The following is a 25,844-nucleotide window of genomic DNA, read 5'->3' on the forward strand; positions in this document are numbered from 1 at the left end:
GTCCTTAACCATTCCGGTTTAACCTGCCAGAAATTACAGGCCGGGCAGATGAATAACCACGCCGACTCATCAAAAATCGTGCGCCGTCGCCGGGTGTTTTACATCCCCGGCTATGACCCGATTCATCCCCGCCGCTATCGCGAGCTCTATCGCACCGAGGGGGCCGCGCAGGCCGACATCTCGGGCTATGAGATTGATCTGATTGGGCGGCAAGGCGCCGCCACCTATGGCTGGCAGGTGCTGGGCCGGATCGACGGTCACGAGGTCGAGGCCGAGTTCGACGTGCTTGTCTGGTCCGACATCGTGCGCGACAGTATGCAGCTGAACATCGCGCAGACCTACCTGATGATGGCGCGCACCGCGTGGACCTATACCAGCACAGGGGCGCTCAGACGGTTGATGTGGCTGCGCAAGGGGCCGGTAATTGCAGCGCTCTATCCGGTGGTGGCGTTGGTCCTGCAACTGATCTTGGCGTTGGTCGTCGGCGGGATCCTTGGCGGGCTGGTCGAGTGGATCGTCAGCGGGCTGTCGCCGCTTCTGGGGTCTATTCTGGGCTGGATGGTGATGCTGGCGATTGCCGCGGCCTTGCTGATCTGGTTTCGCAAGATCGACAACAAGCTGTTCATTTACTACCTGATGCACGACTACAGCTATTCGGCCTCGACCAAGGGCGCTAACCCGCCCGAGCTTGAGGCGCGGATGGCGCAGTTTGGCGATCAGATTGCCGAGGCACTGGCCACCGATGTGGACGAGGTACTGGTGATCGGCCATAGCTCGGGCGCGCATCTGGGTGTGTCGATCCTGTCGGATCTTCTGGCGCAGGGCAGGGTGCCCAAAACCGGCCCGCAGCTGAATTTTCTGACGCTTGGCCAAGTGGTCCCCATGGTCAGCTTTCTGCCCAAGGCCGGGCGTCTCAGGCGTGACCTGCATCTGATGAGCCAGCAAGATCAGATCGCGTGGGTCGATGTGACCGCGCCGGGGGATGGCTGCGCCTTTGCGCTGTGCGATCCAGTCGCCGTGTCTGGCGTTGCGCCGGATCGCGGCAAACGCTGGCCTTTGGTGTTCTCGGCCGCCTTTACGCAATCGCTATCGCCCGAACGCTGGGCCGAGCTGCGCTGGCGGTTCTTCCGGCTGCATTTCCAGTATCTCTGCGCCTTCGACCGTCCGCGGGACTATGACTATTTCCAGATCACCGCCGGGCCGAAAACACTGCGGGATCGCTATCGCGACCGCCGCCCGTCGAAAAGCCGCATTGACGTCCCGGCCTCGAAATACAGATCGATGGTGCCATGACGGATCCGTTGCCCCCCAAGCCGCCCTCACGCCCCGGTCGGGTGTCGCTGTGGCGCTATGCGAAGCTGTTTCGCAAAGATATCCTGTCAGCCCAACCGGCGCGGCTGTATCGCGCGTGGATGGCTGAGTTTAGGACCCCGTTTTTCCGCAGCTATATGTGCAATGATCCCGAGCTGGTCGATCTGGTGCTAAAGGGGCGCCCGGATGGTTTTCCGAAATCCGACCGAATCCGCGAGGGGCTGGCGCCGCTTCTGGGGAACTCGGTCTTTGTCACCAACGGTGAAGTCTGGAAACGCCAGCGGCGCATCATTGACCCGGCCTTCGAAGGTGGCCGCCTGCGCGAGGTTTTCCCGGCCATGTGGGACGCCGCCAACGCCGCTGTCGCGCGGTTTGAGGCCCATGCGAAAGGCCAGCCGGTCGAGATTGAAAGTCACACCAGCCACGCCGCTGCTGACGTGATTTTCCGCACGCTCTTTTCGATCCCGATCGAGCATGAGGTCGCCAGCCGTGTTTTTGCCGAGTTCAAGGACCACCAGCGCACCCAGCCTGTGTTGAACCTTGGAGCATTTCTGCCGCTGCCCAAGTGGTTCCCGCGCTTTCATAAGCGCGACACTAAACGCACGGCCAAGGTTATCCGTGGTTTGATCCAGCAGCTGACGCGGGATCGGATGCAGGCCATTCAGGCCGGCACCGCGCCGGATGATCTGGCCACCAAGATCATGACCACGCCAGACCCGGAAACGGGCGTGTGTTTCGACACGGACGAGATGGTCGATCAGGTCGCGATCTTCTTTTTGGCGGGGCACGAAACCAGCGCCTCGGCTTTGGCATGGGCGCTGTACCTTCTGGCGCTCTATCCCGATTGGCAGGAACGGGTGGCCAAAGAGGCGCAGGAACAAATAGACCCCGAGAAAGTCTATTTCTCGGTCATGTCCAAGTTGCGCCTGTCGCGGGACGTGTTCCGCGAAACCATGCGCCTCTATCCCCCGGTGCCCATGATGGTGCGCGAAACGACCTGTCCCGAGCAGTTCCGCGCCCGCAAGGTCCCTGTGGGCAGCCAGATCGTTCTCAGCCCATGGCATCTGCATCGCCATGAACGCCTCTGGGACCAGCCTGACGCGTTCGACCCCGAACGGTTCCAGACTCAAAACGGGAAAGAGGGCCTGCGCGATGCCTATATCCCGTTCTCGGCCGGGCAAAGGGTCTGCCCGGGCTCGGGGTTTGCGATGATCGAGGGGCCGTTGATCCTATCGATGTTGGTGCGCGCTTATCGATTCGAGATCGTGACGGATCGCCCCGCCATGCCCGTGGCTCATTTGACAGTGCGCGGGAAGGATGGGATCTGGTTAAAGCTGACCCCGCGGGCGTAGTACGGGAAATTACAATTTCCCGGTTCGTTTTCTTGCAAGAAAACGGCTAGACGATGCGACGGATCGGTTCTTGATTGCAGAAGATCACCAACTGACCGGCATTCTCGACCGCGTGATAGCCACGTCGCCGAAGTTCATCCTCAAACCGATCACGACCGACATAGCGTTCAATATCGCGCAGCTTACGTCTGATGACCGCGCCTTGGCGCGCTGCTTTCGAGCTGAAAAGGTCGATCATCCAGGCTTCTGGCGTGAGAGGAGCAGGTACGGGCATACTGTCACGCTACGCCAGCTTGGTTAACCCGCAATTAACTGCGATAATAATCCAGCACATAGACCCGGATCGCCGAGGCCAAGCCGCGATCCACACCACGCGCGTTGTCAATTTCGGCAGCGAGTGCGTTCAAGGGCAGGCCGCGCGCTTTTGCGATGTCCTGAAAGGCTTTCCAGAACTCTGGTTCTAGTGAAACCGAGGTTCGGTGGCCATGCAGGGTCAGGGAATGTTTGGCAGGTCGGCTCATGTGTCTCGATCCTGTTTGTGGCCGTCAAACAGCCGCGTGATCCGCGCTGTTTCGGCTTTCTCGGCGTTTTTCTGGGCCTTGGTCCGGCCAAATTTCACCGCGTTCTGGTCTGCGCGGGCCTTTTTGTCGGCCCGCGCTTTTTCTTTTCGATACCGGTTCAGGTTGACCGGCTTTTCCATCAGGCTTTCGGGCCGATCATCTGCTCGGGGCGGACCACGGCGTCGAAGGTCTCTTCATCCACGAAGCCGAGGGCAATCGCCTCTTCCTTCAGGGTGGTGCCGTTTTTGTGTGCGGTCTTGGCCACGGTGGTCGCGTTGTCGTAACCGATGGTGGGGGCCAGAGCCGTCACCAGCATCAGGCTTTCCTTCATCAGCTTGTCGATGCGCGGCTCGTTGGCTTTGATGCCGTTCAGCATACGCTCGGTGAAGCTGTCGGTGGCGTCGCCCAGCAGCTGGATCGACTGTAGCAGGTTGTAGCTCATCATCGGGTTATAGACGTTGAGTTCAAAGTGACCCTGCGAGCCTGCGAATTTCATCGCGGCGTCGTTGCCCATGACGTGGGCGGCAACCTGAGTCAGAGCCTCGGCTTGGGTCGGGTTCACTTTGCCCGGCATAATCGACGAGCCCGGCTCGTTTTCCGGCAGAATCAGTTCGCCCAGACCCGAGCGCGGGCCCGAACCCAGGAAGCGGATGTCGTTGGCGATTTTGTAGCAGCTGCCAGCCACCGTGGCCAAAGCGCCCGACATGAAGACCATAGCGTCATGGGCCGACAGGGCTTCGAACTTGTTGGGGGCGGTAACGAAGGGCAAGTCGGTGATGCGTGCCATGTTGGCGGCGACTTCTTCGCCCCAGCCTTGCTTGGTGTTCAGGCCGGTGCCAACGGCGGTGCCGCCTTGAGCCAGCTCGTAAATGCCGGGCAGGGCGGCTTTCACGCGGGCGATGCCCTGACGGATCATGTGGGCGTAGCCCGAGAATTCCTGACCCAGAGTCAGAGGGGTCGCATCCTGCGTGTGGGTGCGGCCGATCTTGATGATGTCTTTGAATTCTTCTTCTTTGGCCTCAAGACCTTTCAGAAGCTTTTCCAGACCGGGCAGCAGTACGTCACGGACCGACATGGCGGTCGCGATGTGCATGGCGGTCGGGAAGGTGTCGTTCGACGACTGACCCATGTTGCAGTGATCGTTCGGGTGTACCGGGTCTTTCGAGCCGATGACGCCGCCCATGATCTCAATCGCGCGGTTGGCGATGACTTCGTTGGCGTTCATGTTCGACTGGGTACCCGAGCCGGTCTGCCAGACCACCAGCGGGAAGTTGTCGTCAAATTTGCCGGCAACCACTTCGCTTGCCGCCTGAATGACCGCATCCGCGATGTCGGCGTTCATGGCGCCCGACGCTTTGTTGGCTTCAGCACAGGCCTGCTTGATCACGCCAAGGGCGCGGACGATGGCCACGGGCTGTTTTTCCCAACCGATGGGGAAGTTCATGATCGAACGCTGCGTCTGAGCGCCCCAATACTTGTCGGAAGGAACCTCGAGCGGGCCAAAGCTGTCGGATTCGGTGCGGGTCTGGGTCATGTCTTTGCGCCTTTGTCAAAAAAACCGCGTTCTTCATACCGGAATGGGCGCAAAGTTCAATCCTGTATACCGTGGGATACCGCTAACGATTGCGGTAATTTCAGCGCGAAGCGATGTCTGCGTGGTTGGTGGCAGACTGCACGGGGCGATAAGGACTATTTGCGGAAACTGTCCAAGCTGACGATTTCGGCGTCGTGCTGCTCTTCTTCCACATCCTCGGCAAAACCTGCTTCGGCATCGTCATGTTCCGGGTCCGCCACGGGCTGCTCTTCTTCGGCCAGAAGGTCTTCGTCTCCGGCCAGATGCAGATCGGGGTGATGCTCTTCCTGAAGTTCAAACCGCAGGCCGAACTCGACCGAGGGGTCCACGAAGGTGCGGATGGCATCAAAGGGCACGTAAAGGCGCTCGGGTACGTCGCCGAAATTCAGCGTCACGGCGAATCCATCCGGGCGCAGGTCCAGATCCTCGAACCAGTGTTGCAGAACGATGGTCATGTCGTCAGGGAAGCGGTCATGCATCCAGTCGGCGATCTCGACATCTTCGTGATGCGTGTCGAAATTGATGAAGAAATGGTGCTCTCCGGGCAGGCCGTCACGCGCGACATCGTCCAGAACTTTGCGGATCAGACTGCGCATGGCGTCATGCATCAGGTTTCCATAGTCGATCTGGTCGGACATGCGGGCGATCCTCCTGCGCTTTGGGTCAGAATAGGGGCAGGCGGCGGGGAAGGGAAGATGGGAAGTGCTCAGGCGAGCAGATTGTAGCCAAGCCCGGCCAGCGCCATGCAGATCAGGGTGACGGGTAGGGACAGACGGGTGAGCAACAGGGCCGAAAGGGCGCAGAGGCCGACGGCTGTCAGATCAACCGAGCTTACGACCGGGCGCGCGCCGGGCAATCCCTCCCAGATTGGAAGGGTGCGGGCGAAGAACACCGCCATGGCGAACCAGAGCATCAGGTTGGCGATGACGCCGACAATGGCGGCGGTGATGGCGCGCAGGGCCGCGTCCAGCCGGGGTTGGCTGGTCAGCCATTCCACATGGGGGGCTGCGGTAAAGATCCATAGAAAGCAGGGCACAAAGGTGGTCCAGAGCGTCATCAGACCAGCCGCGAAGGCCAAGCCGACGCTTGCCAGATTGTAGCCCGCCATGAAGCCCACGAACTGTGTGACAAGGATCAAGGGGCCGGGGGTGGTCTCGGCCAGTCCCAGCCCGTCGACCATCTGGCCCGCGCTGATCCAGCCCTCGGCCTCGACCGCGGCCTGTGCCATATAGGCCAGTACCGCATAGGCGCCGCCAAAGCTGACCACGGCGAGTTTCGAGAAGAAGAGCCCGACATCCACAAGGAAGTCGGCGCCTAAGAGAAGCGCGAGAATGATCGGTGTGGTCCAGAGCGCGCCCCAGAGGGCGATGGTGGCGAGGGTCGCGCGGGTCTGCGGGGTCGGCGCAGGCTCAACAGTGCTTTGAGAGACGGGGCGCAACGCACCAAAAGCGGCGGCTGCGACGATCACCAGAGGGAACGGAAGTCCAAACAGATAGAGCGCCACGAAGGCCATAATCGCGATGCCCCAATGCAGCGGGCGTTTCAGGGTTTTCCGCCCCAACCGCCACAGGGCTTGCAGCACCACGACGATGACGGTGGCCTTGATCCCAAGAAACAGCGCCTCGACCGCTGGGACATTGCCCCAGTGCGCATAGGCCAGAACCAGCGCGAACATGACGGCGGCGCCGGGAAGGACGAACAGAAGCCCCGCGATCAGCCCGCCCAACGTGCCGCGCAGCCTCCAGCCTGCGTAGGTACACAGTTGCATCGCCTCGGGTCCGGGCAAGAGCATACAAAAGGACAGCGCACGCAGAAATTGATCCTCGGTCAGCCACGGGCGGTCCTCGACCAATTCCTTGTGCATGACGGCAATCTGCGCCGCTGGCCCGCCAAAGGACATCAGGCCAATGCGGGTGAAGACACGGGTAAGATCGGACAGCGACGGGCTCATGCGCGGATAGGGGCGCGAAGCGGGTCCGATTGCAAGCGAAAATGTGGGGGGGAAGTGCAGGCTTCTGTTGCCAGGTGCCTGCGAACCCCGCCCTAAGCGGCTAGGCCTAGGGGCTTAAGTTTCGGCGACCCGAACTGCTTACGCAGCCAGAGCCATTGCCGGAGCTTTGTTGTCGTTTGCAACTAGCTTAAGTGAACCGATAACGGTGGTATCTCACCGAAACAAAGCTAACCCCTTTAGACGTCCGTCGATCCTATTTCGCCCCCACGATATCAAGGTGTCCCCAAACGAAGGATGCCCCTGAGTGCAATATGGTGGAGGCGCCGGGTACCGCCCCCGGGTCCGATCCGCTTATTACGAGCGCGTTTATGTCCATAGTCCCCGAGGGGACATTGCATATATAGGTTGTGGCTTGGTAGTTGAAAAGGGACTTGATGTAGAATCGATAGTTACGGATTGAAATAATGACTTTTCAAGTATTTAGGCGGCTCATTGTGAGCGCATCGCTGAATCGAACTCAAGCAGCACAGTTTATTGGTGCGTTGACTATGATCTGGGCGATTATGTGCCTTCCCATCCCTTTCTTCGAAGAGCGCGGATACTCGTTGACTACCGTGAGTGCCCGTGATGAGGGGCTGGGCGAATTTAAGAACGCATCAATACTTTTGGTGGCATTCGTACTACTGGCGATTAACTGGCATCAGCAGGTCCTGCTAAATGGTGTAACCCTGCGGGAACGGGTGGGATCGCGTCTGTTTGGCTATGGGATACGGTGGCTGGGCTATCTGCTTATCGCAACGGCTCTCTTCCTGGGGATGTTTGCCGCGTTGTATGTTGCATTGGAACAGCCGGCTGCCGACGGAGTTCGGGATGAGCTTGGCATTGGACTATTGTTCGCCCTCTTCGTGGTCAGCGTTATTATTTTGTCTTTGTTCTTCAGGGGATGGACCGGACTCGTTGCGATCGCGGTGAATGAACCAAAGGTTGGGATTTTTGCATCCTGGCGCAATACAAAGCCGTTCCGTTTCGAAGCATTGTTGCTCGCGGCTCTGCTTGTTCTGCTGTACTTCGGTCAGGGACAACTTGATGATTTTCTTCTGGGGCTAAAGTTGAACGGCGACACCCCAGAAGGTTTGATCGAATGGGGCGCGTTGTTTTTCTGGGGTTTGGTTTGGTCTTTTCCAGCGGCAATCGTGTTGTGGTTGGAAGTCGCAATCCTAACAGAATTTTATGCCGCGTCGGTGGCGAGTAAGTCGGTGCGCGAGAACGACTAGACTGAGCTGCTTTGCTTCACCGCAAGCCGTCTCCGACCTAATTCAATCGTATACTCCGCCAGTTCTGACAGGGTATTGTCAGCCCCGTCACCATCTTGCCCCTCAATCGCATCTGCCAGCCGCGTATGCAGCCCCACGATCCGCTCTCGATCCCTCTGCGTATAGGTGATCATGTTCATCAGCGGTTGCATCGCCTCAACAGCGCCTGCCAGCTGATAGGACAGCACTGGATTGCCCGCCCCATCGACCAGCGCCCGGTGGAAGGCCACGTCTGAGGCACAGAAGGCCTCGTCGGTCAGGCCGGGCTGCGATTGGCGGTGGATTTCGGCACGCATGGTGGCCAGTTGATCCGCTGTGCGGCGCTGGGCGGACAGGGGCGCGCAGGAGCGTTCTAGGGCGTATCGCGCCTCGCACGCCGTCTCAAAATCCACGCGGTTCATCGACAGAAGCAGGGTCGAGGTGGTGATCTGCTGGTCATAGGCCTCTTCAAAGGACATGCGGTTCACGAACGCCCCGCCTGCCGCGCCCCGCTGGGTGCGGATCAGGTTTTGCGCGGCCAGACGTTTCAAGGCTTCACGCACAGTGGAGCGGCCCACGTCGAATTTCTCGCACAGTTCCGCCTCGGAGGGCAGGCGTTGATCCACGATCAGGCTGCCCTCGATAATGGCATCGCGAATGGCTTCTGCGATCTGGGTCGAGAGGTCTTCGTTTTCGTTCAGGTCCGTTTTCACGCCGCGTCACTTTCCAATTGTCAGACATTTACTTGCCCTATCGGCAATTGTCAGACATTATCATTCCGACTCGCAAGATGGAGACAATATGTCGGTCGCGTCAAGGATCAGAACGATGGGGGCACCACATTGGTTGGCGCTGTTCGGGCTCATCTTTGTGGGCTGGGCGCTTCTTTATGCGATGGCGCTGCCATCCGATGCGTTGGAACTGTCGCGGATATACGGCGCTGACTTCTGGCGCTCTCTCTGTGTGGTCGAGCCTGACAAAGCCGGGTTCTGGGGGCTCTTTGCCATGTGGGCGGTGATGTCCGCCGCGATGATGGCCCCGACTGCGCTGCCGACTTTCGCCACCTATGACGACATGATTGCCTCGGGCGCAGGCACGCGCCAAGGCTTTGCCGAGCTGGTTGCGGGTTATCTGGCCATTTGGCTGGGCTTTGCTGCCATCGCTGCCGCCGGGCAGCTTGTGCTCTTCCGCGCTGGGCTTCTGTCGCCACTGGGCCAAAGCGTCTCGCCGTGGCTGACGGGCGGATTGCTGATCGGGGCAGGGGCGTATCAATTCTCGTCCCTCAAGGACAGCTGCCTCAGCCAGTGCCGCCAACCGATGACCTTCTTTATGCAATACTGGCGCGAGACCCGTTGGAACGCGGTCGCGCTGGGCCTGCGCTTGGGGGCGATTTGCCTTGGTTGCTGCTGGGCGCTGATGCTTTTGGGCTTCGTCGGTGGGGTGATGAACCTCGCCTTCATGGGGCTCGCCACTCTCATCATGATTTTTGAAAAACTGCCCGATCTGGGCCGCTATCTGACCCGCCCCTTGGGCTGGGCGCTGATCGCGGGCGGGATCGTGGCGCTTGTCCAGGGAGGATAACATGGACGGATCGCAAATTGGCACGGTCGAATGGACCATCAAAGGGGAGCTGATCCTCAACTGTAACTGTACGGTGTTCTGCCCCTGCGTGGTCAGCCTTGGTGACCACCCGCCGACCGAAGGCTATTGCATGGGTTGGGCCGGCATTCGCATCGACAGCGGCCAGTATGGTGACGTGGATCTGGCGGGTCTGAACGTGGGTCTGCTGCTGGAGATCCCCGGCCGGATGGCGCGCGGCAACTGGAAAGCGGCGGCCTATATTGACGAGCGTGCCTCGGACGAGGCGTTCGAAGCGCTCTGCCACATCTTCACCGGCGCGGCCAAAGGCACCACCGGTCTGTTCAAGATGCTGGTCAGCGAGTTCCTGGGTGCCGAGCGCGCGCCGGTGTCGTTCGAGACCGAAGGCAACACCCGCCGTCTGATCGTCGGTAAAGCCATTCGCGGCTCGGTCACGCCCGTTCCGGGTAAAGGTGGGGCCGATCAGGTAATCACCAACACCAATTACTGGATGGGTCCGGACATCACCGTCGCCAAGGCTGACGAGGCGCGCGTGCGTGCCTTCGGTCGCGTTTGGGACTTTGACGGCAAATCCGCCGAGATCTGCCAAATCGATTGGAAAGGCCCTGGTCGCTAACGCGGCCGGAGGACCCCACGGGAGCGCGACCCATGGCCTTGATCTCTCCGTCCCGCCGCCTGCGGCGCACCCCTTTCTCTGACGGCGTCGAAGCCGCTGGGGTCAAAGGGTACACGGTGTATAACCACATGTTGCTGCCGACCGTCTTTCGGTCGGTGGAAGAAGACTATCGTCACCTGAAAGACGCCGTTCAGGTCTGGGACGTTGCTTGCGAGCGTCAGGTCGAGGTGCGTGGCCCAGATGCCGCCCGCCTGATCCAGATGCTCACCCCTCGTGATCTGTCGAAAATGCAAGACGGGCAGTGTTTCTATGTACCGATGGTCGACGAGACCGGCGGGATGCTGAACGATCCTGTCGCGGTGAAGCTGGACGAAGACCGGTTCTGGATCTCGATTGCAGACAGTGATCTGCTCATGTGGGTGAAGGGACTGGCCTATGGCTTCCGACTGGATGTTCTGGTGGACGAGCCTGACGTGTCGCCCTTGGCCATTCAGGGGCCGCTGTCTGATGAGCTGGCTGCCGCGGTGTTTGGTGATGCCGTGCGCGACATCCGATTTTTCCGCTACAAACGGCTGGAGTTCCAAGGGCGCAAACTGGTTGTCGCACGGTCGGGTTATTCCAAGCAGGGCGGGTTCGAGATCTATGTCGAGGGCAGCGATATTGCCATGCCACTATGGAACGCACTGATGGAGGCTGGCACGCGTATGGATGTCCATGCGGGCTGCCCCAACGGGATCGAGCGCGTCGAAGGCGGGCTTCTGTCTTATGGCAACGACATGACCCGCGAAAACACTCCACACGAGGCCGGGTTGGGGCGCTTCTGTTCTACGGAAAGTGCTCTGGGCTGTGTTGGACGTGACGCGCTGTTGCGTGTGGCCAAGGAAGGTCCAGTCCAACAGGTTCGCGCGATCGAGATCTTAGGCAGCGTTCCACCTTGTGATCGAGCGTGGCCCCTTATGGATGGGGACCGGCAGGTGGGGCAGGTGACCTCGGCCGCCAACTCCCCCGATTTCAATACCGGTGTCGCCATCGGCATGGTGCGGATGACCCATTGGGACTCGGGCACCGAGCTCGACGTGATGACGCCTGACGGACCGCGCGCGGCGACGGTCTATGACACTTTCTGGATTTGAGGAGACGACAATGTTCAAAGCATTGATGATGGAGCAAAACGACGGGGGGCTGGCCCAAGCGTCGATCAAGGAAATCGGTGAAGACGCGCTGCCCGAGGGCAATGTGACTGTCGCCGTGGAATACTCCACCGTGAACTACAAGGACGGGCTGTGCCTGTCGGCCAAGGGCGGCGGGCTGGTGCGTAACTATCCCCACGTGCCGGGGATCGACTATGCGGGTACCGTGGAAGCGTCGGATGACGACCGTTACAAGCCCGGCGATAAAGTCGTGCTGACCGGCTGGCGTGTGGGCGAGGTGTCTTGGGGCGGGTATGCCCAGAAGGCACGCATCGACGCAGGTAAGCTGGTGCCGCTGCCCGATGGTTTGACCACCCGACAGGCGATGGCTGTTGGGACGGCGGGTTTCACGTCGATGCTCGCTGTGATGGCGCTGGAGGATCACGGTCTGAAACCGGGGCAGGGGCCGGTGCTGGTCACGGGTGCTGCGGGTGGCGTGGGCTCGGTTGCTACCGCCATTCTGGCCAATCTGGGCTACGAAGTTGCTGCCGTGACCGGACGCGCCGATCAGGCGGATTATCTGAAGTCGCTGGGCGCCACCACCATCGTCGCGCGGGAAGAACTGAACGAAACCACCAAACGCCCGCTGGAAGCCGAAACGTGGGCGGGCTGTGTGGACGCCGTGGGCGGCGACATGCTGGCGCGCGTGCTGGGGCAGATGAAATATGGGGCGTCCGTGTCGGCTGTTGGTCTGGCTGGCGGCGCACATTTGCCCGCGACTGTCATTCCGTTCCTGCTGCGGGGTGTGAACCTTTTGGGCATCGACTCGGTCATGCAGCCCTACGACAACCGCGTGCGCGCATGGCAGCGCATTGCGACCGACCTACCGATGGACAAGCTTGAAGCGATGATTACCCCTGCGACACTTGAAGACCTTCCCGGACTGGGGGCTGATATCCTAAAAGGGGGTGTCAAAGGTCGTGTTGTGGTGGATGTGAATGCCTAACAAACATGAGGGGCGCGATCTCGCGTCCCTCGCCAATAAAACGCTGGAAGAGATCGACGGGCAGCGCTGGCCCGTCGCCTGTTGCGTGTCCTATATCGAGGCCACGACAACTGCCCTGCGCCGAAAACCCCTTGGACAATTTACCACTGAAGATCTGCGCATCATGATCGCGCAGGATATTGGTGCGGACGTGTTGAAGCCCTTTGCGCTGAACGTGCTACGGCAGGATCCCTTGGCCGAGGGGGATTATTATCCCGGAGACCTGCTGGAAGCTGCCGCGAAACGCTGGCCGCTGGATGCAGAGCTTCAGGAAATGGCCAAGAATCACGACAAAGGCGCATTCGGCACATGATCTGTCGCGAATAGAAAAGGTGCCAAATCCGCCAGTCTGTGCGCGTTTTTGCGGTCCTGCAGAAGGCGACAAAAAGGTCGTTTTCGGCCCGTTTTCAGTCCCAATACCCCAATTTCCTCACTGTGATCGCGCCCAAGTTCCGCGCACTTCACAGTCCTAAAAGGAGGAGATATCCATGGGGACAGAGACTGAAACCAACTATGAGGTCGGTCAGGACAACGTCCAGATTTTCGGGTTGGATGTACATAATCCCGTCTTTCTGGTGTCCGGCCTGACCATTCTGGCATTTGTCTTTTTTTCATTGGTTTTTAAAGAGCAAGCCGGTGATTTCTTTGGCTGGCTGCGCCCTGCGCTGACCAGCAGCTTTGACTGGGTGTTCATGCTGGCATGTAACATCTTCGTTCTGTTTTCGCTGTTCTTGATCGTGACGCCCTATGGGTCGATCCGTCTGGGTGGCGATGACGCGCGCCCTGACTATTCCTATATGGGATGGTTCGCGATGCTGTTTGCCGCAGGCATGGGCATCGGTCTGGTGTTCTGGGGCGTGGCCGAGCCGATCTCGCACTTCGGAAGCTCGATGGGCGGTACGGCTGTCGAGAACGGCCTACGCACCGACTGGGCACCGCTGGGTGCTGCCGCGGGCGATGCGGTTGCATCGCGCGATCTGGCAATGGCTGCCACGATCTTCCACTGGGGTCTGCACCCCTGGGCGGTCTATGCCGTTGTTGCGCTGGCACTGGCCTTTTTCAGCTACAACCGCGGTCTGCCGCTGACCATGCGTTCAGTGTTCTATCCGCTGTTCGGTGAAGCAACCTGGGGCTTTGTTGGACACATCATTGACGTACTGGCCGTGTTTGCCACCATCTTTGGTCTGGCGACGTCGCTGGGACTGGGTGCAAGCCAGGCGCTTGGTGGTCTAAACTATCTGTTCGGTGTGCCGATTAGCGATGGTATGAAAGTGCTTCTGATCGTTCTGATCACCGGCTTTGCGCTGATTTCGGTTGTGGCGGGGCTGGACAAGGGCGTGAAACGCCTGTCGGAAGCCAACATGGTACTGGCCGCTGTCCTGCTGATCCTTGTGATCATCGTTGGCCCGACCCTTGCCATCTTGACCGGCTTCTTCGACAACATGTGGGCCTACATGGTGAACCTGCCGGCACTGTCGGGTGTGGTTGGCCGTGAAGACACCAACTTCATGCAAGGCTGGACCGCCTTCTACTGGGCGTGGTGGATCAGCTGGTCACCCTTTGTCGGTATGTTCATTGCACGCATCTCGCGTGGTCGGACCATCCGCGAATTCGTGACCTGCGTTCTGATCATTCCGACCATTGTTGGTGCGCTGTGGATGACCGTCTTTGGCGGCGCTGCACTGGATCAAGTGATGGGTGACGGTGGTCAGGCTCTGAAAGACGCTGCACTGGAAGTGAAAATGTTTACCATGTTCGAAGCCTTCCCGCTGACCGGTGTTCTAAGCTTCATCGGCATCATTCTGGTCATCGTGTTCTTCGTGACTTCGTCGGACTCGGGGTCGCTTGTAATCGACGCGATCACCGCCGGTGGTAAGACCGATGCGCCGACCGCTCAGCGTGTGTTCTGGTGTATCCTGGAAGGTGCCATCGCAATTGCGCTGCTTCTGGGTGGTGGACTTGGTGCGCTGCAGGCCGCTGCGATTGCCACGGGTTTCCCGTTTGCGATTGTTTTGGTCCTGATGTGCGTCTCGATCTTCCTGGGGCTGCGGGCTGAACGCCGCCGCTAAGGCGACCACGACCGCAGATAAGACTTTGGAAGAGGCCCCTCGGGGCCTCTTTTTTCTTGACCCACTGCGTGGCGCGTCCTAGCGATTGGGTGTTCCGTCACCGCACGGATCTGCCCCGGTCGCCTAAGGCTTGCGGGCTGGCTGGAAGACCTGCCTGACCTTGAAACTCAGGGGGCAGGACAATCCCCCGACACACCAAAAAGGAGCCTGCGATGGCCGAGCTTGATGTAAACTGGGTACGTGCGCAATTTCCTGCGTTTTCTGAACCCTCATTGCAGGGCCAAGCGTTTTTCGAGAACGCGGGCGGGTCATATATCTGCAAGCCCGTGATTGATCGCCTGACCCGCTATTACACGCAGCGCAAGGTGCAGCCCTATGCGCCCTATGATGCCTCGCGACTGGCGGGCGAAGAAATGGATGAGGCGCGCGCGCGTCTGGCAGCCATGATGGGCGTCGACACGGACGAGCTGTCCTTCGGGCCGTCCACCACACAGAACACCTACGTATTGGCACAGGCGTTCCGGCAGCACCTGTCGCCGGGCGATGCAATCGTCGTCACCAATCAGGATCACGAAGCGAACTCTGGCCCGTGGCGCCGTCTGGCCGACGAAGGGTTTGACCTCCGCGAATGGCAGATCGATCCCGAGACCGGACATTTGGCCCCCGCCGCGCTAAAGGACCTTTTGGGCGACGGCAAGGTCAAGCTGGTTTGTTTCCCCCATTGCTCGAACGTGGTGGGCGAGATCAATGACGTAAAGGCGATTTGTGCCACAGCCCGCGCGGCAGGGGCATACACTTGCGTGGATGGCGTCAGCTACGCCCCGCATGGCTTTGTGAATGTCGATGATCTGGGTGCAGATATCTATCTGTTCTCGGCCTACAAGACCTATGGCCCACATCAGGGCATTATGGTGATCCGCCGCGCCCTTGGGGAAACGCTGCCCAATCAGGCACATTATTTCAACGCGGATAGCCTTTATAAACGCTTCACCCCCGCAGGCCCGGACCACGCGCAAGTGGCGGCGTCCGCCGGGATGGCAGATTATATGGAGGCCCTGGCCAAGCATCACGGAGCAACCGGGGATGCGGTCCAACTGGCCGCTGCCGCTCACACCCTGATGCGCGATCACGAGGTGAAGCTGCTGCAACCGCTTCTGGACTACGCCACCGCCAAGAATTCGGTCCGTCTGTTGGGACCGTCGGTGGCGGCCAATCGGGCACCGACCGTGTCGCTGGCTTCCGGTATTCCGGGCGAGGATCTGGCCGCAGCCTTGGCGCCGAAGGGCATCATGGCGGGCGGAGGCGATTTCTATGCCGTGCGCGCGCTTCAGGCGCAGGGGGTAGACCCCGCACACGGTGTTTTGCGCCTCAGCTTCACCCATTACACGACCGAAGAAGAGGTCGCGAAACTGATCGACGCACTGGATCAGGTGCTCTGAGGCTTCCTGCGCTGTCCCGGTCGCGTTGGCCGGGGCAGCGCCCCTAAATACTGCATTTGCAAAGCCGTTTTCCGCACTTGCACAGCAGCCACCTTGTCAGCTGACCCATGCCCGACATAGCCTTTTAGCAGTATTTCGTTGCTTCAGGGGTGTGACATGATCCTGACAGAGACCAAAGACCAAAGCGATCTGCCCCGCTATTTCGCGCAAGTGTTTGCGATCGCCAAACGTATGAACAAAGGCCGTTTAGACTTCGTGATGCCTGATGGACGCCGGTTTCGAGCGGAAGCGGCGCAGTCCGGTTATGTGGCCGAGCTTCACGTCCATGATCCGGATGTTTTCGCCCGCCTGATCCGCGAAGGAGATCTAGGGTTCTGTGACTCCTACATCGAAGGTGGGTGGTCGACGCCGGATTTGCAGGCCTTTCTGGACTTGGTGCAGGACGACAATGACATGGTTTATGACGGGTTTCCCGGTCAGATTTTCCTGCGCGCTTACGAGCGTCTGCGCCATCTGATGCGGGCCAACACCAAGAAACAGGCGAAGAAGAACATCTCGGCCCATTACGATCTGGGTAATGATTTCTATCAGGCGTGGCTGGATGACACGATGACCTATTCCTCGGCGCTGTTTGAAACGGGGCAGGAAAGCCTCGAACGCGCGCAAGAGGCGAAATACGCCTCGATGATTGACGAGATGGGTGTGGGGCCGGGGGATCACGTGCTGGAAATCGGCTGCGGCTGGGGCGGCTTTGCCGAGCACGCCGCACGCAAGGGGATCCGCGTGACCGGCCTGACCATCAGCCAGGAGCAGCATGATTATGCGGTCGAACGACTGCGCCGCGCGGGCCTGTCCGACATGGTCGAGATCAAGATGCAGGATTACCGCGACGAGACCGGCCAATATGACGGCATCGCCTCGATTGAGATGTTCGAGGCGGTCGGCGAGAAATACTGGCCCATCTATTTCGAAACCGTGAAATCTTGCCTCAAACCTGGCGCGAAGGCCACGCTTCAGATCATCACCATCGCCGAGCGTAGGTTTGATGCCTATCGAAAGGGCGTTGATTTCATACAGAAATACATCTTTCCGGGTGGCATGTTGCCGTCAAAAACCGTGCTGCAGGATGAGGTGACGCGCGCCGGTTTGGACACGCAAAACAGGATTGAGTTCGGGGAAAGTTACTCGGTCACGTTGCGCCGCTGGTTTGACCGCTTCAACGCCAGCTGGGGCAAAATTGCGCCGATGGGGTTTGACGAGAAATTTCACCGGATGTGGAATTTCTACCTGACGTCATGTGCGGCGGCGTTCCATTCAGGAAGCTGCGATGTCGTACAACTGACTGTCGCTCGAAAGCTCTGATAAATCTGTTTTAACGCCGGGATTTACGTCATAGTATGGCCTTAAGCAGATCTTAACGATTTAGTAAAAACGACCACGTGCCTTAAATTTGGAAGACCTATGCCCACAGCCGCAAAACTGATCTCTGCACTAATTTTGGCTGCTGTTGGATGGCTGTGTGCAGAGTTGGTGAAACCCTTGTTCCCTGAAGGTCAGGATTTGTCCAAACTGTCGCCGACCACGGCCACAGCCGGGTTGATCGTCGGTTGGTTCTATCTGGGGCCCCGTGCGGATCGTGGGCTGGGAAACGTCGGGGCGAACGCGGGAACGACGCTGTTTGTGCAAGTCTTTCTGACACTGTTTGCCTTCTCGTTTTCAAAAATGATCAGCAACTCGCTGCGCAAGCGCTATGACGGGCCGATCGAGGCGCTGCAGGATATCTTCCTGATCGGTATGGACTATGCGGTTGAGTATACAACGGCAGAGGTCGCGGCCGTCGCGATCCTTGGCACATTTATCGCGTCATCTTCGGCCTTTTACGCCGCTCGAAAGTGGGGATAGTGCATCTGTGTGTGCCGTGCCGCCTGCAGACGTGAAACGGATCCTGTGAATTCGTTGTTCTTTTATGGCACCCTGTGCCATCGCCCGCTTCTGGATTTGGTTTTGGGGGGCGAAAGCACCTGTCGCATCAGCCCTGCGGTGCTGCCCGGGCATGTCGCAAATTGGGTTAAAAATCAGCCCTTTCCAATGATCTCTGAAGGTGATGCATCAGCTTGGTTGCACGGGCTTTTGGTTCAGGATCTGTCGGATCAGGATGTCGCGCGGCTCAACTTCTATGAGGGTGGGTTTGACTATGCTCTGGAAGATGTCACGGTGCAGGTCGAGCCCGACGGCACTCAGGTCCAGACACAGGTTTATTTCCCGGCCCCCGGCTTGTGGACGCCCGGAGCCGTTTGGAAACTGAGCGACTGGGAATCCAAGTACGGCGCCATGACCGTTGAGGCCGCGAAAGAGGTCATGGAAGGGTTCGGGCAGGTCACGCCAGACGAGATCGCGCGTCGCTTTCCCATGATCCGAACGCGTGCCTCCAGCCGGGTGCGGGCACGAACCGAACCGGCCCCGACAACCTTGCGCGCGAATTACGGGGCGCAGGATGTGTCGGTTCAAAACAGTGGCCGTCCCTATACCAAGTTCTTCACCCTGGAAGAGCAGGAGCTGTCGTTCCGCAAATATTCGGGCGAGATGAGCGAGGTTGTGGACCGCGCTGCTTTCGTCGGCGGGGATGCCGTGATCGTGCTGCCCTACGACCCGGTACGCGACCGTGTTTTGGTGATCGAACAATTCCGCATTGGCCCGCATGTCCGCGGAGATGTGCATCCTTGGCTACTTGAGCCCGTTGCTGGCCGTATCGACGGTGGTGAGGCTCCTCAAGACTGCGCACGCCGCGAAGCGATGGAGGAAGCGGGGCTCACGCTGGATCGTCTGATTCCACTGCCCCCGCATTACCCCAGCCCCGGCGCAAATACCGAGTTCTTTTTCCCCTTCATCGCCCTCTGCGATCTTCCCGATGATGCAGGCGGCATTGGGGGCGTCGAAAGCGAGGCCGAGGACATTCGCAGCCACGTCATCCCCTTTGATCGTTTGATGGAGCTGATCACCTCGGGCGAGGCAAATGTTGGCCCTCTGATCCTCGCGGCTTTCTGGTTGGCGGCCAATCGGCAGGATTTGCGCACGCATTCGTGATGCTCGGCCCTTGAACCGCCTATTGTCAGGTCATACAGATGGTAGAAACGACGCGCGATAAAGGGCTGGAAAATGGACATCAAACGCGATCTCGAAGCAACCGTGGGCAATACGCCTCTGATCCGGCTGAATGCCGCCTCTGAGGCGACGGGCTGTGAAATTCTGGGCAAGGCCGAGTTTATGAACCCGGGCCAGTCCGTTAAGGACCGCGCGGCGCTGTTTATTATCCGTGATGCCGTGGCGCGTGGCGCGCTGAAGCCGGGTGGGACGATTGTTGAAGGGACCGCTGGGAATACCGGGATCGGCCTTGCGCTGGTGGGCGCCTCGATGGGCTTCAAGACGGTGATCGTGATCCCGGAAACCCAATCCGAGGAAAAGAAGGACATGATCCGTCTGGCGGGCGCCGAACTGGTTCAAGTCCCTGCCGTTCCGTACAAGAACCCCAACAATTACGTGCATTACTCGCGCCGTCTGGCCGAGAAGCTGAACGAAAGCGAACCTGCGGGCGCGATCTGGGCCAACCAGTTCGACAACGTGGCCAACCGTCAGGCGCATATCGAAGGCACTGGGCCTGAGATTTGGGCGCAGACCGATGGAAAGGTGGATGGCTTCACCTGCGCGGTCGGCTCGGGCGGCACGCTGGCCGGCGTCGGCATGGCATTACAGCCCAAAGGCGTGAAGGTTGCGCTCAGCGACCCGATGGGCTCGGGTCTGTATTCGCTGTATGAAACCGGCACTGCGGCACCCGAAGGTGGCTCGATCACCGAAGGGATCGGGCAGGGGCGCATCACCGCGAACCTCGAGGGCTTCACGCCGGATATGCGGTTCCAAATCCCCGATGACGAAGCTTTGCCAGTGATCTTCGACCTGCTGCAGGATGAAGGCCTGTGCCTTGGTGGCTCGTCGGGCATCAATGTGGCCGGCGCCATGCGCATGGCGCGCGAAATGGGGCCGGGCCACACGATTGTGACCGTCCTGTGCGACTACGGCACGCGCTATCAGTCGAAGCTGTTCAACCCGGACTTCCTGCGTGAAAAGGGCCTTCCGATCCCCACTTGGTTGGATCGCGAACCCGCCTTCATGCCGGAGGTGTTCGAGGATCACTGATGACCTCTGATCTGCGCCGTTCGACGCTGCCCACCCGGGTCCTTTGGTTGATGCGAGTGTGGCTGTGCGCCGCGCTGCTGCTTTTGCCCCTCGGGGCCAGCGCGCAAGACGCAGAGACCAGCACGGATACGCCCAGCTATGTCCTGACCGAAAGCGGCACGCCAGATTATCTGGCGTGGTCACGTGTGGCTGAACGGGGCGAACGCGTACTCGAGATCGGGCGCGCCTCGGATCAGGCGCTCAGCGAGTTGCGCAGCGAGATCGACCAGTGGCGCGGGTTGTTTAAATCCGCGCAGGACGAGAATTCGATCCGTATCGACACACTGAAGACGCAGCTGGCCACCTTGGGACCCGAGCCGGAAGATCCGGGAAGCGAGGGCGCGGTGTTGACCCAGCGGCGGGCTGCGCTGACTGATGAGCTGAGCAAGGCGCAAGCACCCGTCAAGGAAGCGGAAGAGGCCTATGCCCGCGCGGACCTTCTGATCCGCGAAATCGACAGCGTGTTGCGCACGCGCCAAACCGACCAACTTTTGGAACTTGGCCCGACACCGCTGAACCCGGCGATCTGGCCGTTGGCGCTGGCGTCGCTAAAACAGACCTTTTCCACGGCGCTGACCGAAATGCGCAATGCTTGGGGCAGCGAGGCACAACGGCGCGATTTGCACGCCGACCTGCCACTGACGTTGGTCCTGCTGGCAGTGGGTCTGGTGTTGCTATCGCGCTCGCGCAGTTGGTTGATCCGGGTGGGCAACCGCCTGCGTCAGATGCGCAAAGGGCCATCGCGCGGCGTTGTCGGCTTTGTCATTTCGCTGGGGCAGGTGATCGCGCCGATGCTGGGGCTGTTTGCCTTCCTGATTGCGCTGAACCTTGCGGGCGTACTGGGCCTGCGCGGGCAGGTGATCGCGGATGCGCTGCCTGCGGCGGGTCTGCTGTTTTTCGTCTCGCTGTGGATTGGCACGCGGATTTTCGGGGCAGAGCCCGCACATGCCTCGCTGTACTTACCGACGCCTGCGTTACGGGCCGAGGCGCGCATCGACGTCACTCTGCTTGGCTTGCTTCTGGGCCTCTTGTCCCTGCTACGCGACATTGGCGCGGCCGAGAGTTATTCCAGCGGCACCAACGCAGTTCTGGCCTTTCCCTTCCTTGTGGGCGCGGGCGTCCTTTTGGTACGACTGGGGCGTTTGCTGCGCCGCCAGCTTGGCGCGCAAGCGGCAGCCACGCAGAGCGCGTTTAGAACGCGGACCATCGCCGTCATTGGCCGGATTTGCGAGCTCGTCGGGTTTGCGGCACCTGTGGCGGCCGCCGTGGGCTATTCCACATTGGCCGAGGCCCTGCTGATCCCGACCATCCTGACGCTGGGTGTTCTGGCGGTGCTCGAGATCCTGAATGCCTTTATCAAAGCCGTCTATGCCACGGTCCTGCGCGCCGACAACGAGACGACGGATCAGGCGCTTTTGCCCGTGATCATCAGCTTCTGCCTGCTCTTGGGCGCGATCCCCTTGCTGGCTTTGATCTGGGGTGCACGGTCGACCGATCTCTTGGAACTTTGGACGCGTTTCCTAAACGGGTTCCAGATGGGCGATGCCCGGATTACCCCGCGCGCGTTTATGATTTTCGCCGCCATCTTCCTTGTCGGCTACGGCGCGACCCGCGCGCTTCAATCCGCGTTACGTGGCACCATCCTGCCCAAGACCAAGCTGGATAAGGGCGGGCAGAACGCGATTGCCGTGGGCACCGGCTATGTCGGGATTTTCCTGGCGGCTGTCATTGCCATCACCGGGGCGGGGATCGACCTGAGTTCGATCGCGATCATTGCCGGTGCCCTGTCCGTTGGGATTGGCTTTGGCCTGCAAACCATCGTGTCGAATTTCGTGTCTGGCATCATCCTGTTGATCGAACGCCCCATTTCCGAAGGGGACTGGATCGAGGTGAACGGCCAGATGGGCTATGTGCGCGATATCTCGGTGCGTGCGACGCGGATCGAGACGTTCGACCGGTCAGACGTGATCCTGCCCAACTCGGACCTCGTATCGGGCGTGGTGACGAACTACACGCGCGGCAATTCGATCGGGCGGGTGATCGTGCCTGTGGGTGTAGCATACGGCGTTGATACCAGACGTGTCGAAGCCATCCTGCGCGAGATCGCCGAGGCGCATCCGATGGTCACCGTGAACCCGGCTCCGTCCGTGGTGTTTCAGGGTTTTGGCGCAGACAGTCTGGACTTCGAAATCCGCGCCATCCTGTCTGACGTAAACTTCATGCTGTCGGTGAAAAGCGAGATCAACCACGAGATCGCGCGCCGCTTCGTCGAAGAAGGGATCGAGATCCCCTTCGCGCAGCGCGATATCTGGCTGCGCAATCCCGAGGTGCTGACCGGGGCAGCAATGGCGCCCGTTGCGACGGCGGCAGCGCCGGAACAAAAATTGGACCGCGACGCCATGACGGTCGAGGATCTGGACGGGGAAGGAGAGGGCGATGAGTAAGCCACTGTTTCAAGACGACGCGTATTTGACCGAGGCACCGGGCCGTGTTCTGGCCCATACTGATCAGGGCGGCGTGGTTCTGGATCAAAGCCTGTTCTATGCGACCGGCGGCGGGCAACCGGGGGACCGGGGGCAACTGACATGGGGCGGCGGACAGATGGAGGTCGCCACGACGGTGAAGGGCGAGGGTGGCGCGATCATTCTGGTGCCTTCGGAGGGGCAGGTGCTGCCACCCGTTGGTGCTGACGTCGTCCAGAACCTCGATTGGGATCTGCGTCTGCGACATATGCGGATGCACTCGGCGCTGCACCTGTTGTCAGTCGTGATTCCACTGCCCGTGACGGGTGGTCAGATCGGGGCCGAGAAATCGCGTCTGGATTTTGCAATGGAGCATCCGCTTGAGGACAAGCAGGCTGTCGAGGACGCGCTGAACGACCTGATCGCCCGCGATCTTGAGGTCACGATGCGTTGGATTTCTGATGCCGAGCTTGAGGCCAACCCCGGTCTGGTCAAGACAATGTCCGTACAGCCCCCGAAAGGGGCGGGCCAAGTGCGGTTGGTACGGATTGGAACGGAGGGTGAGCAGGTGGATCTTCAGCCCTGTGGTGGCACGCACGTTGTTCGCACGACCGAAATTGGTCGTGTCCGTCTTGGGAAGGTGGAAAAGAAAGGCCGCATGAACCGCCGCGTTGCCTTGCATCTTGAAGACTAGCGCTGCCGCGCGGCGCGGCCCTGTCGGGCCGCTCCACTTGGCGGTGGCCGCAGCAAGCTGCGGCAGAATTCAGGCCTCCGGCGGGGATATTTATGACAAGAAAATGCGGTGAGCGTCGCTGCGTTTGGTCGTGTGTAGATATTCGCGTTGCCCGCCGCGAAAAGTGATAATGACCGCTTGAACCCCGCAGCACTTCCGAATAACAACGTCGGCGGAGCGGTGGCCGAGTGGTCGAAGGCGCACGCCTGGAAAGTGTGTAGGCGGGGAACCGTCTCGAGGGTTCGAATCCCTTCCGCTCCGCCACGCACCCCTGTCTCAGGTTTCCCTGCAGAATTGGTTTTGATTACTGCCGTCAATTCAGGCGGTTGTGGGGATGTGTTTTGCACTGAGACTCACCGTCGGTCGGAATTCCCCTGTTCATTCTCAGAAGTCTCAAAGGCCCAATTGGGTCGGTGGGGTTTGGACAGCTATTTCCCTGATAAGGGGTGATTTACAGGGAATTTTGTTAGCGATCGATGATTTGGAGCAGATGGTGGAAATTTAACTGCAGGGATAACAATGGGTTGCGCGCCTAATTCCCCATACGCCGGAACAGGTAACTTATGTTCGGTAACAGGGAGTTTGTAGGCAAGGATCAGGAAACCTGGCGCGGTATCAGGGAGAGGGGAATTCAGGCCATCCGAGCAGGCGTTCCTGGGCGGACCAGTCCAGGGGAAGCGTGGTGCACACGAGGGTTTCGAGGGTGAGCTCGACCGGTTGGGTGCCACTCAGAATGACGTTCTGGATTCGGGGTGACAGGAAGGCCAGCGGTAGGATCCGCGTGACATAGCTTTCGGATATGCTGGCCTTTGTGGCGACCTCTCGGATGGACGTGCCGGACTTCATCTCGCCAATCCAGGCATGGGCATTGCGTAACGCCTGGAGGAGGGTTTTGTCAGGTGTAGGGTGTTGCTCTCCGGCAATAATCTTCATCTCGGCACCGCGTCGCCGGATGATGATGGGGACAGAAATGTCTAGCAGAGTCGGGTGCAAATCTCCTGGTTTGAGTTTCAACATCCCAACAAGCGGTTCCGCAGACAGCGTGATGCACAACTGGCCATTTCCAAGAGTGCCGGACTGAATGACCAGGGCGATAGTTTTGATCACCTCGGCATCCAGACGCGTGATCAACCCGTTGACGGCGTCTGTCGCTGCAAACGATCCAGCCGCTCTTGTCAGACTAAACTAGCTTGAGGCGGGTGGAGCGGGGAAGTAGCGTCCTGGTATGAGAAAGAGATCGCCCTTTCTCTACGTCAAAACCAGCCCGGAGATTATCCGGCTGGCGGTAATGCTGTATGTCCGGTTCCCGCTGTCGCTTCGAAACGTAGGGGACTTGCTGCACGAACGCGGTATTGACGTTAGCCACGAAACCATTCGATTTTGGTGGAATCGCTTCGGCCCAATGTTCGCGTCTGAAATTCGCCGAAAGCGGGTCCAGCAACTTCGAGCGTACTCGACCTGAAGGTGGCATCTGGATGAGGTTTTTGTAAAGATCAACGACAAACGGCATTATCTGTGGAGGGCAGTGGACCATGAGGGAGGGGTTTTAAAAAGCTTTGCAACCAAACGTCGGGATCGCTCTGCAGCTCTTGTTTTCCTGAAGAAAGCGATGAAGCGATACGGTAAACCGGAAGTGGTTGTGGCAGACAAACTTCGGTCATACGGAGCCGCAACGCGGTTGCTCGGCAACACCGATAAGCGAGAGGTTGGCCGCTGGAAGAACAACCGAATTGAGAATTCAAACCTACCCTTTCGACGAAGGGAGCGGGCGATGCAGAGGTTTCGCAGAATGCGAAGTTTGCAGAAATTCGTTTCCGTCCACGCTTCCGTCTTCAACCACTTCAACCAGGATCGCAACCTTTCGCAAAGATGCCATTTCAAGCTAAACCGTACTGTTGCTCTCGCCGAGTGGCGCGGTCTTTGCGCTGAATAAATGACAGTCGTGCTGGCCTAGTAGAGACGAGTTCGAATTAGTCTGACAGCACCTCGCTGAAAGCAGCGGAATCTCGAAACGCTATCTGCATGACCTGTTCAAGGATGTGAATGGTACGGTCAGCCAGCAAATACGAGATCAGCGCCTGATCGCAGCGCGGGATCGTCTGGCAACGGCGCCGGGGCTTCCGATCTCAGAAGTATCTTATCGATTTGGATTTTCGGATCAGGCGCAGTTCTCTCGCCTGTTCAAAAGCAAGTTCGGGATCACCCTCTCTGCCTTCAGGGCCGAGGTTAGTAGCTGACCTGACCGCCTCCGCACTTCGCAAAAGCTGTAAACAGAAAAGGCCCGCCGGATGGGCGGGCCTTTTGTGTCTTATGCGATGTCCGATCAGACGGCGTCGGTCAGGGCCGGCACAGCGTCGAACAGGTCGGCAACCAGGCCGAAGTCGGCAACCTGGAAGATCGGTGCTTCTTCGTCTTTGTTGATCGCAACGATGATCTTCGAGTCTTTCATACCAGCCAAGTGCTGGATGGCGCCCGAGATGCC

The 25,844-nt window shown here is 59.5% G+C and carries 24 protein-coding genes, 1 tRNA gene, 1 other RNA gene and 3 pseudogenes; 19 read left to right on the plus strand and 10 right to left on the minus strand.

The window, feature by feature from the left end; genetic code table 11:
• Window positions 1-48 precede the first annotated feature (48 nt).
• Both Q0677_RS13770 and Q0677_RS13775 read left to right on the plus strand, forming a co-directional pair.
• Entirely contained in the window at window positions 49-1,293 is a 1,245-nt protein-coding gene (locus tag Q0677_RS13770) for a hypothetical protein (protein ID WP_298910875.1), read from the plus strand.
• Complete coding sequence (locus Q0677_RS13775; RefSeq protein WP_298910878.1) at window positions 1,290-2,663, plus strand: cytochrome P450; 1,374 nt, start codon at window positions 1,290-1,292, stop codon at window positions 2,661-2,663. The genes Q0677_RS13770 and Q0677_RS13775 overlap by 4 nt, the downstream gene beginning before the upstream one ends.
• Window positions 2,664-2,709: 46 nt before the next feature.
• On the opposite strand, the gene Q0677_RS13780 is transcribed toward Q0677_RS13775, so the two are convergent.
• The 7 genes from Q0677_RS13780 to ssrA form a co-directional block, all read right to left on the minus strand.
• Complete coding sequence (locus Q0677_RS13780) at window positions 2,710-2,901, minus strand: hypothetical protein (RefSeq protein ID WP_298910881.1); 192 nt, start codon at window positions 2,899-2,901, stop codon at window positions 2,710-2,712.
• A 70-nt stretch (window positions 2,902-2,971) separates the two neighbouring features.
• Window positions 2,972-3,184: a ribbon-helix-helix domain-containing protein gene (locus Q0677_RS13785; RefSeq protein ID WP_298910883.1), complete on the minus strand. Its 213-nt coding sequence runs from the start codon at window positions 3,182-3,184 to the stop codon at window positions 2,972-2,974.
• Window positions 3,181-3,363 (minus strand): DUF4169 family protein, encoded by a 183-nt coding sequence (locus Q0677_RS13790; protein WP_298910886.1) that lies wholly within the window; start codon window positions 3,361-3,363, stop codon window positions 3,181-3,183. The genes Q0677_RS13785 and Q0677_RS13790 overlap by 4 nt, the downstream gene beginning before the upstream one ends.
• The gene (gene fumC / locus Q0677_RS13795) at window positions 3,363-4,757 is read right to left on the minus strand and encodes a class II fumarate hydratase (protein WP_282064621.1); all 1,395 of its coding nucleotides are present in this window, start codon (window positions 4,755-4,757) and stop codon (window positions 3,363-3,365) included. Before fumC ends, Q0677_RS13790 begins: the two co-directional genes overlap by 1 nt.
• A 155-nt stretch (window positions 4,758-4,912) precedes the next feature.
• Window positions 4,913-5,434 (minus strand): ClpXP protease specificity-enhancing factor SspB, encoded by a 522-nt coding sequence (locus Q0677_RS13800; RefSeq protein WP_298910893.1) that lies wholly within the window; start codon window positions 5,432-5,434, stop codon window positions 4,913-4,915.
• A 68-nt stretch (window positions 5,435-5,502) separates the two neighbouring features.
• Window positions 5,503-6,747: a chromate efflux transporter gene (gene chrA / locus Q0677_RS13805; protein ID WP_298910896.1), complete on the minus strand. Its 1,245-nt coding sequence runs from the start codon at window positions 6,745-6,747 to the stop codon at window positions 5,503-5,505.
• A gap of 53 nt (window positions 6,748-6,800) precedes the next feature.
• Window positions 6,801-7,177, minus strand: a transfer-messenger RNA (tmRNA) gene (gene ssrA, locus Q0677_RS13810).
• Window positions 7,178-7,211: 34 nt separating this feature from the next.
• Here ssrA and Q0677_RS13815 point away from each other — a divergent pair.
• Window positions 7,212-8,021: a hypothetical protein gene (locus tag Q0677_RS13815; RefSeq protein ID WP_298910899.1), complete on the plus strand. Its 810-nt coding sequence runs from the start codon at window positions 7,212-7,214 to the stop codon at window positions 8,019-8,021.
• Here Q0677_RS13815 and Q0677_RS13820 read toward each other — a convergent pair.
• Complete coding sequence (locus Q0677_RS13820; protein WP_298910902.1) at window positions 8,018-8,752, minus strand: FadR/GntR family transcriptional regulator; 735 nt, start codon at window positions 8,750-8,752, stop codon at window positions 8,018-8,020. The two genes, Q0677_RS13815 and Q0677_RS13820, sit on opposite strands and share 4 nt — an antisense overlap.
• 115 nt (window positions 8,753-8,867) lie before the next feature.
• Here Q0677_RS13820 and Q0677_RS13825 point away from each other — a divergent pair, with 115 nt between their 5' ends.
• The 14 genes from Q0677_RS13825 (at window position 8,868) to Q0677_RS13890 (ending at window position 23,626) form a co-directional block, all read left to right on the plus strand.
• On the plus strand, window positions 8,868-9,620 hold the full coding sequence (locus tag Q0677_RS13825; protein WP_298910905.1) for a DUF2182 domain-containing protein: 753 nt from the start codon (window positions 8,868-8,870) through the stop codon (window positions 9,618-9,620).
• Window position 9,621: 1 nt separating this feature from the next.
• Window positions 9,622-10,254 carry a DUF1326 domain-containing protein gene (locus tag Q0677_RS13830; RefSeq protein ID WP_133489562.1) on the plus strand — a complete coding sequence of 211 codons (633 nt, stop codon included), beginning with the start codon at window positions 9,622-9,624 and terminating at the stop codon, window positions 10,252-10,254.
• Between the two features lie 32 nt (window positions 10,255-10,286).
• Entirely contained in the window at window positions 10,287-11,387 is a 1,101-nt protein-coding gene (locus Q0677_RS13835; protein ID WP_298910910.1) for a dimethylsulfoniopropionate demethylase, read from the plus strand.
• A 10-nt stretch (window positions 11,388-11,397) separates the two neighbouring features.
• A complete protein-coding gene (gene acuI / locus Q0677_RS13840; RefSeq protein ID WP_298910913.1) occupies window positions 11,398-12,390 on the plus strand; it encodes an acryloyl-CoA reductase in 993 nt (330 codons plus the stop codon).
• The gene (locus Q0677_RS13845) at window positions 12,383-12,742 is read left to right on the plus strand and encodes a contact-dependent growth inhibition system immunity protein (protein WP_298910916.1); all 360 of its coding nucleotides are present in this window, start codon (window positions 12,383-12,385) and stop codon (window positions 12,740-12,742) included. The genes acuI and Q0677_RS13845 overlap by 8 nt, the downstream gene beginning before the upstream one ends.
• 175 nt (window positions 12,743-12,917) lie before the next feature.
• Entirely contained in the window at window positions 12,918-14,498 is a 1,581-nt protein-coding gene (locus Q0677_RS13850) for a BCCT family transporter (protein ID WP_282064633.1), read from the plus strand.
• A 212-nt stretch (window positions 14,499-14,710) separates the two neighbouring features.
• Window positions 14,711-15,937 carry an aminotransferase class V-fold PLP-dependent enzyme gene (locus Q0677_RS13855; protein ID WP_298910953.1) on the plus strand — a complete coding sequence of 409 codons (1,227 nt, stop codon included), beginning with the start codon at window positions 14,711-14,713 and terminating at the stop codon, window positions 15,935-15,937.
• A 156-nt stretch (window positions 15,938-16,093) separates the two neighbouring features.
• Window positions 16,094-17,299: a cyclopropane-fatty-acyl-phospholipid synthase family protein gene (locus Q0677_RS13860; protein WP_298910958.1), complete on the plus strand. Its 1,206-nt coding sequence runs from the start codon at window positions 16,094-16,096 to the stop codon at window positions 17,297-17,299.
• 99 nt (window positions 17,300-17,398) lie between these two features.
• Window positions 17,399-17,839: a TrgA family protein gene (locus Q0677_RS13865; RefSeq protein ID WP_298910961.1), complete on the plus strand. Its 441-nt coding sequence runs from the start codon at window positions 17,399-17,401 to the stop codon at window positions 17,837-17,839.
• Window positions 17,840-17,884: 45 nt separating this feature from the next.
• The gene (locus tag Q0677_RS13870) at window positions 17,885-19,021 is read left to right on the plus strand and encodes a gamma-glutamylcyclotransferase (RefSeq protein ID WP_298910964.1); all 1,137 of its coding nucleotides are present in this window, start codon (window positions 17,885-17,887) and stop codon (window positions 19,019-19,021) included.
• 72 nt (window positions 19,022-19,093) lie between these two features.
• Window positions 19,094-20,128: a cysteine synthase A gene (locus Q0677_RS13875; RefSeq protein ID WP_298910967.1), complete on the plus strand. Its 1,035-nt coding sequence runs from the start codon at window positions 19,094-19,096 to the stop codon at window positions 20,126-20,128.
• A complete protein-coding gene (locus Q0677_RS13880; protein ID WP_298910970.1) occupies window positions 20,128-22,611 on the plus strand; it encodes a DUF3772 domain-containing protein in 2,484 nt (827 codons plus the stop codon). Before Q0677_RS13875 ends, Q0677_RS13880 begins: the two co-directional genes overlap by 1 nt.
• The gene (locus Q0677_RS13885) at window positions 22,604-23,323 is read left to right on the plus strand and encodes an alanyl-tRNA editing protein (protein WP_298910973.1); all 720 of its coding nucleotides are present in this window, start codon (window positions 22,604-22,606) and stop codon (window positions 23,321-23,323) included. The genes Q0677_RS13880 and Q0677_RS13885 overlap by 8 nt, the downstream gene beginning before the upstream one ends.
• A gap of 213 nt (window positions 23,324-23,536) precedes the next feature.
• Window positions 23,537-23,626: transfer RNA gene (locus tag Q0677_RS13890), tRNA-Ser, on the plus strand.
• 351 nt (window positions 23,627-23,977) lie between these two features.
• On the opposite strand, the gene Q0677_RS13895 is transcribed toward Q0677_RS13890, so the two are convergent.
• Entirely contained in the window at window positions 23,978-24,493 is a 516-nt protein-coding gene (locus Q0677_RS13895; protein ID WP_298910977.1) for a hypothetical protein, read from the minus strand.
• Window positions 24,494-24,587: 94 nt separating this feature from the next.
• Between Q0677_RS13895 and Q0677_RS13900 the strand changes: the two are divergent.
• A pseudogene (locus tag Q0677_RS13900) lies at window positions 24,588-25,295 on the plus strand (IS6 family transposase).
• Between the two features lie 64 nt (window positions 25,296-25,359).
• Window positions 25,360-25,599, plus strand: a pseudogene (locus Q0677_RS15090) (helix-turn-helix transcriptional regulator); the annotation flags it as partial.
• Window positions 25,600-25,685: 86 nt separating this feature from the next.
• Here the strand turns inward: Q0677_RS15090 and Q0677_RS13905 are convergent.
• Window positions 25,686-25,844: pseudogene (locus tag Q0677_RS13905) on the minus strand (electron transfer flavoprotein subunit alpha/FixB family protein); the annotation flags it as partial.

It is taken from the genome of uncultured Aliiroseovarius sp., assembly GCF_947492455.1.
GTDB lineage: Bacteria > Pseudomonadota > Alphaproteobacteria > Rhodobacterales > Rhodobacteraceae > Aliiroseovarius.

Excerpts from the sequence above, each read along its gene's own strand:
- Q0677_RS13770 (WP_298910875.1), top strand. The coding sequence starts at position 49 with ATGAATAACCACGCCGACTCATCAAAAATCGTGCGCCGTCGCCGGGTG.
- Q0677_RS13775 (WP_298910878.1), top strand. The coding sequence starts at position 1,290 with ATGACGGATCCGTTGCCCCCCAAGCCGCCCTCACGCCCCGGTCGGGTG.
- Q0677_RS13780 (WP_298910881.1), bottom strand. The coding sequence starts at position 2,901 with ATGATCGACCTTTTCAGCTCGAAAGCAGCGCGCCAAGGCGCGGTCATC.
- Q0677_RS13785 (WP_298910883.1), bottom strand. The coding sequence starts at position 3,184 with ATGAGCCGACCTGCCAAACATTCCCTGACCCTGCATGGCCACCGAACC.
- Q0677_RS13790 (WP_298910886.1), bottom strand. The coding sequence starts at position 3,363 with ATGGAAAAGCCGGTCAACCTGAACCGGTATCGAAAAGAAAAAGCGCGG.
- fumC (WP_282064621.1), bottom strand. The coding sequence starts at position 4,757 with ATGACCCAGACCCGCACCGAATCCGACAGCTTTGGCCCGCTCGAGGTT.
- Q0677_RS13800 (WP_298910893.1), bottom strand. The coding sequence starts at position 5,434 with ATGTCCGACCAGATCGACTATGGAAACCTGATGCATGACGCCATGCGC.
- chrA (WP_298910896.1), bottom strand. The coding sequence starts at position 6,747 with ATGAGCCCGTCGCTGTCCGATCTTACCCGTGTCTTCACCCGCATTGGC.
- Q0677_RS13815 (WP_298910899.1), top strand. The coding sequence starts at position 7,212 with ATGACTTTTCAAGTATTTAGGCGGCTCATTGTGAGCGCATCGCTGAAT.
- Q0677_RS13825 (WP_298910905.1), top strand. The coding sequence starts at position 8,868 with ATGGGGGCACCACATTGGTTGGCGCTGTTCGGGCTCATCTTTGTGGGC.
- Q0677_RS13830 (WP_133489562.1), top strand. The coding sequence starts at position 9,622 with ATGGACGGATCGCAAATTGGCACGGTCGAATGGACCATCAAAGGGGAG.
- Q0677_RS13835 (WP_298910910.1), top strand. The coding sequence starts at position 10,287 with ATGGCCTTGATCTCTCCGTCCCGCCGCCTGCGGCGCACCCCTTTCTCT.
- acuI (WP_298910913.1), top strand. The coding sequence starts at position 11,398 with ATGTTCAAAGCATTGATGATGGAGCAAAACGACGGGGGGCTGGCCCAA.
- Q0677_RS13845 (WP_298910916.1), top strand. The coding sequence starts at position 12,383 with ATGCCTAACAAACATGAGGGGCGCGATCTCGCGTCCCTCGCCAATAAA.
- Q0677_RS13850 (WP_282064633.1), top strand. The coding sequence starts at position 12,918 with ATGGGGACAGAGACTGAAACCAACTATGAGGTCGGTCAGGACAACGTC.
- Q0677_RS13855 (WP_298910953.1), top strand. The coding sequence starts at position 14,711 with ATGGCCGAGCTTGATGTAAACTGGGTACGTGCGCAATTTCCTGCGTTT.
- Q0677_RS13860 (WP_298910958.1), top strand. The coding sequence starts at position 16,094 with ATGATCCTGACAGAGACCAAAGACCAAAGCGATCTGCCCCGCTATTTC.
- Q0677_RS13865 (WP_298910961.1), top strand. The coding sequence starts at position 17,399 with ATGCCCACAGCCGCAAAACTGATCTCTGCACTAATTTTGGCTGCTGTT.
- Q0677_RS13875 (WP_298910967.1), top strand. The coding sequence starts at position 19,094 with ATGGACATCAAACGCGATCTCGAAGCAACCGTGGGCAATACGCCTCTG.
- Q0677_RS13880 (WP_298910970.1), top strand. The coding sequence starts at position 20,128 with ATGACCTCTGATCTGCGCCGTTCGACGCTGCCCACCCGGGTCCTTTGG.
- Q0677_RS13885 (WP_298910973.1), top strand. The coding sequence starts at position 22,604 with ATGAGTAAGCCACTGTTTCAAGACGACGCGTATTTGACCGAGGCACCG.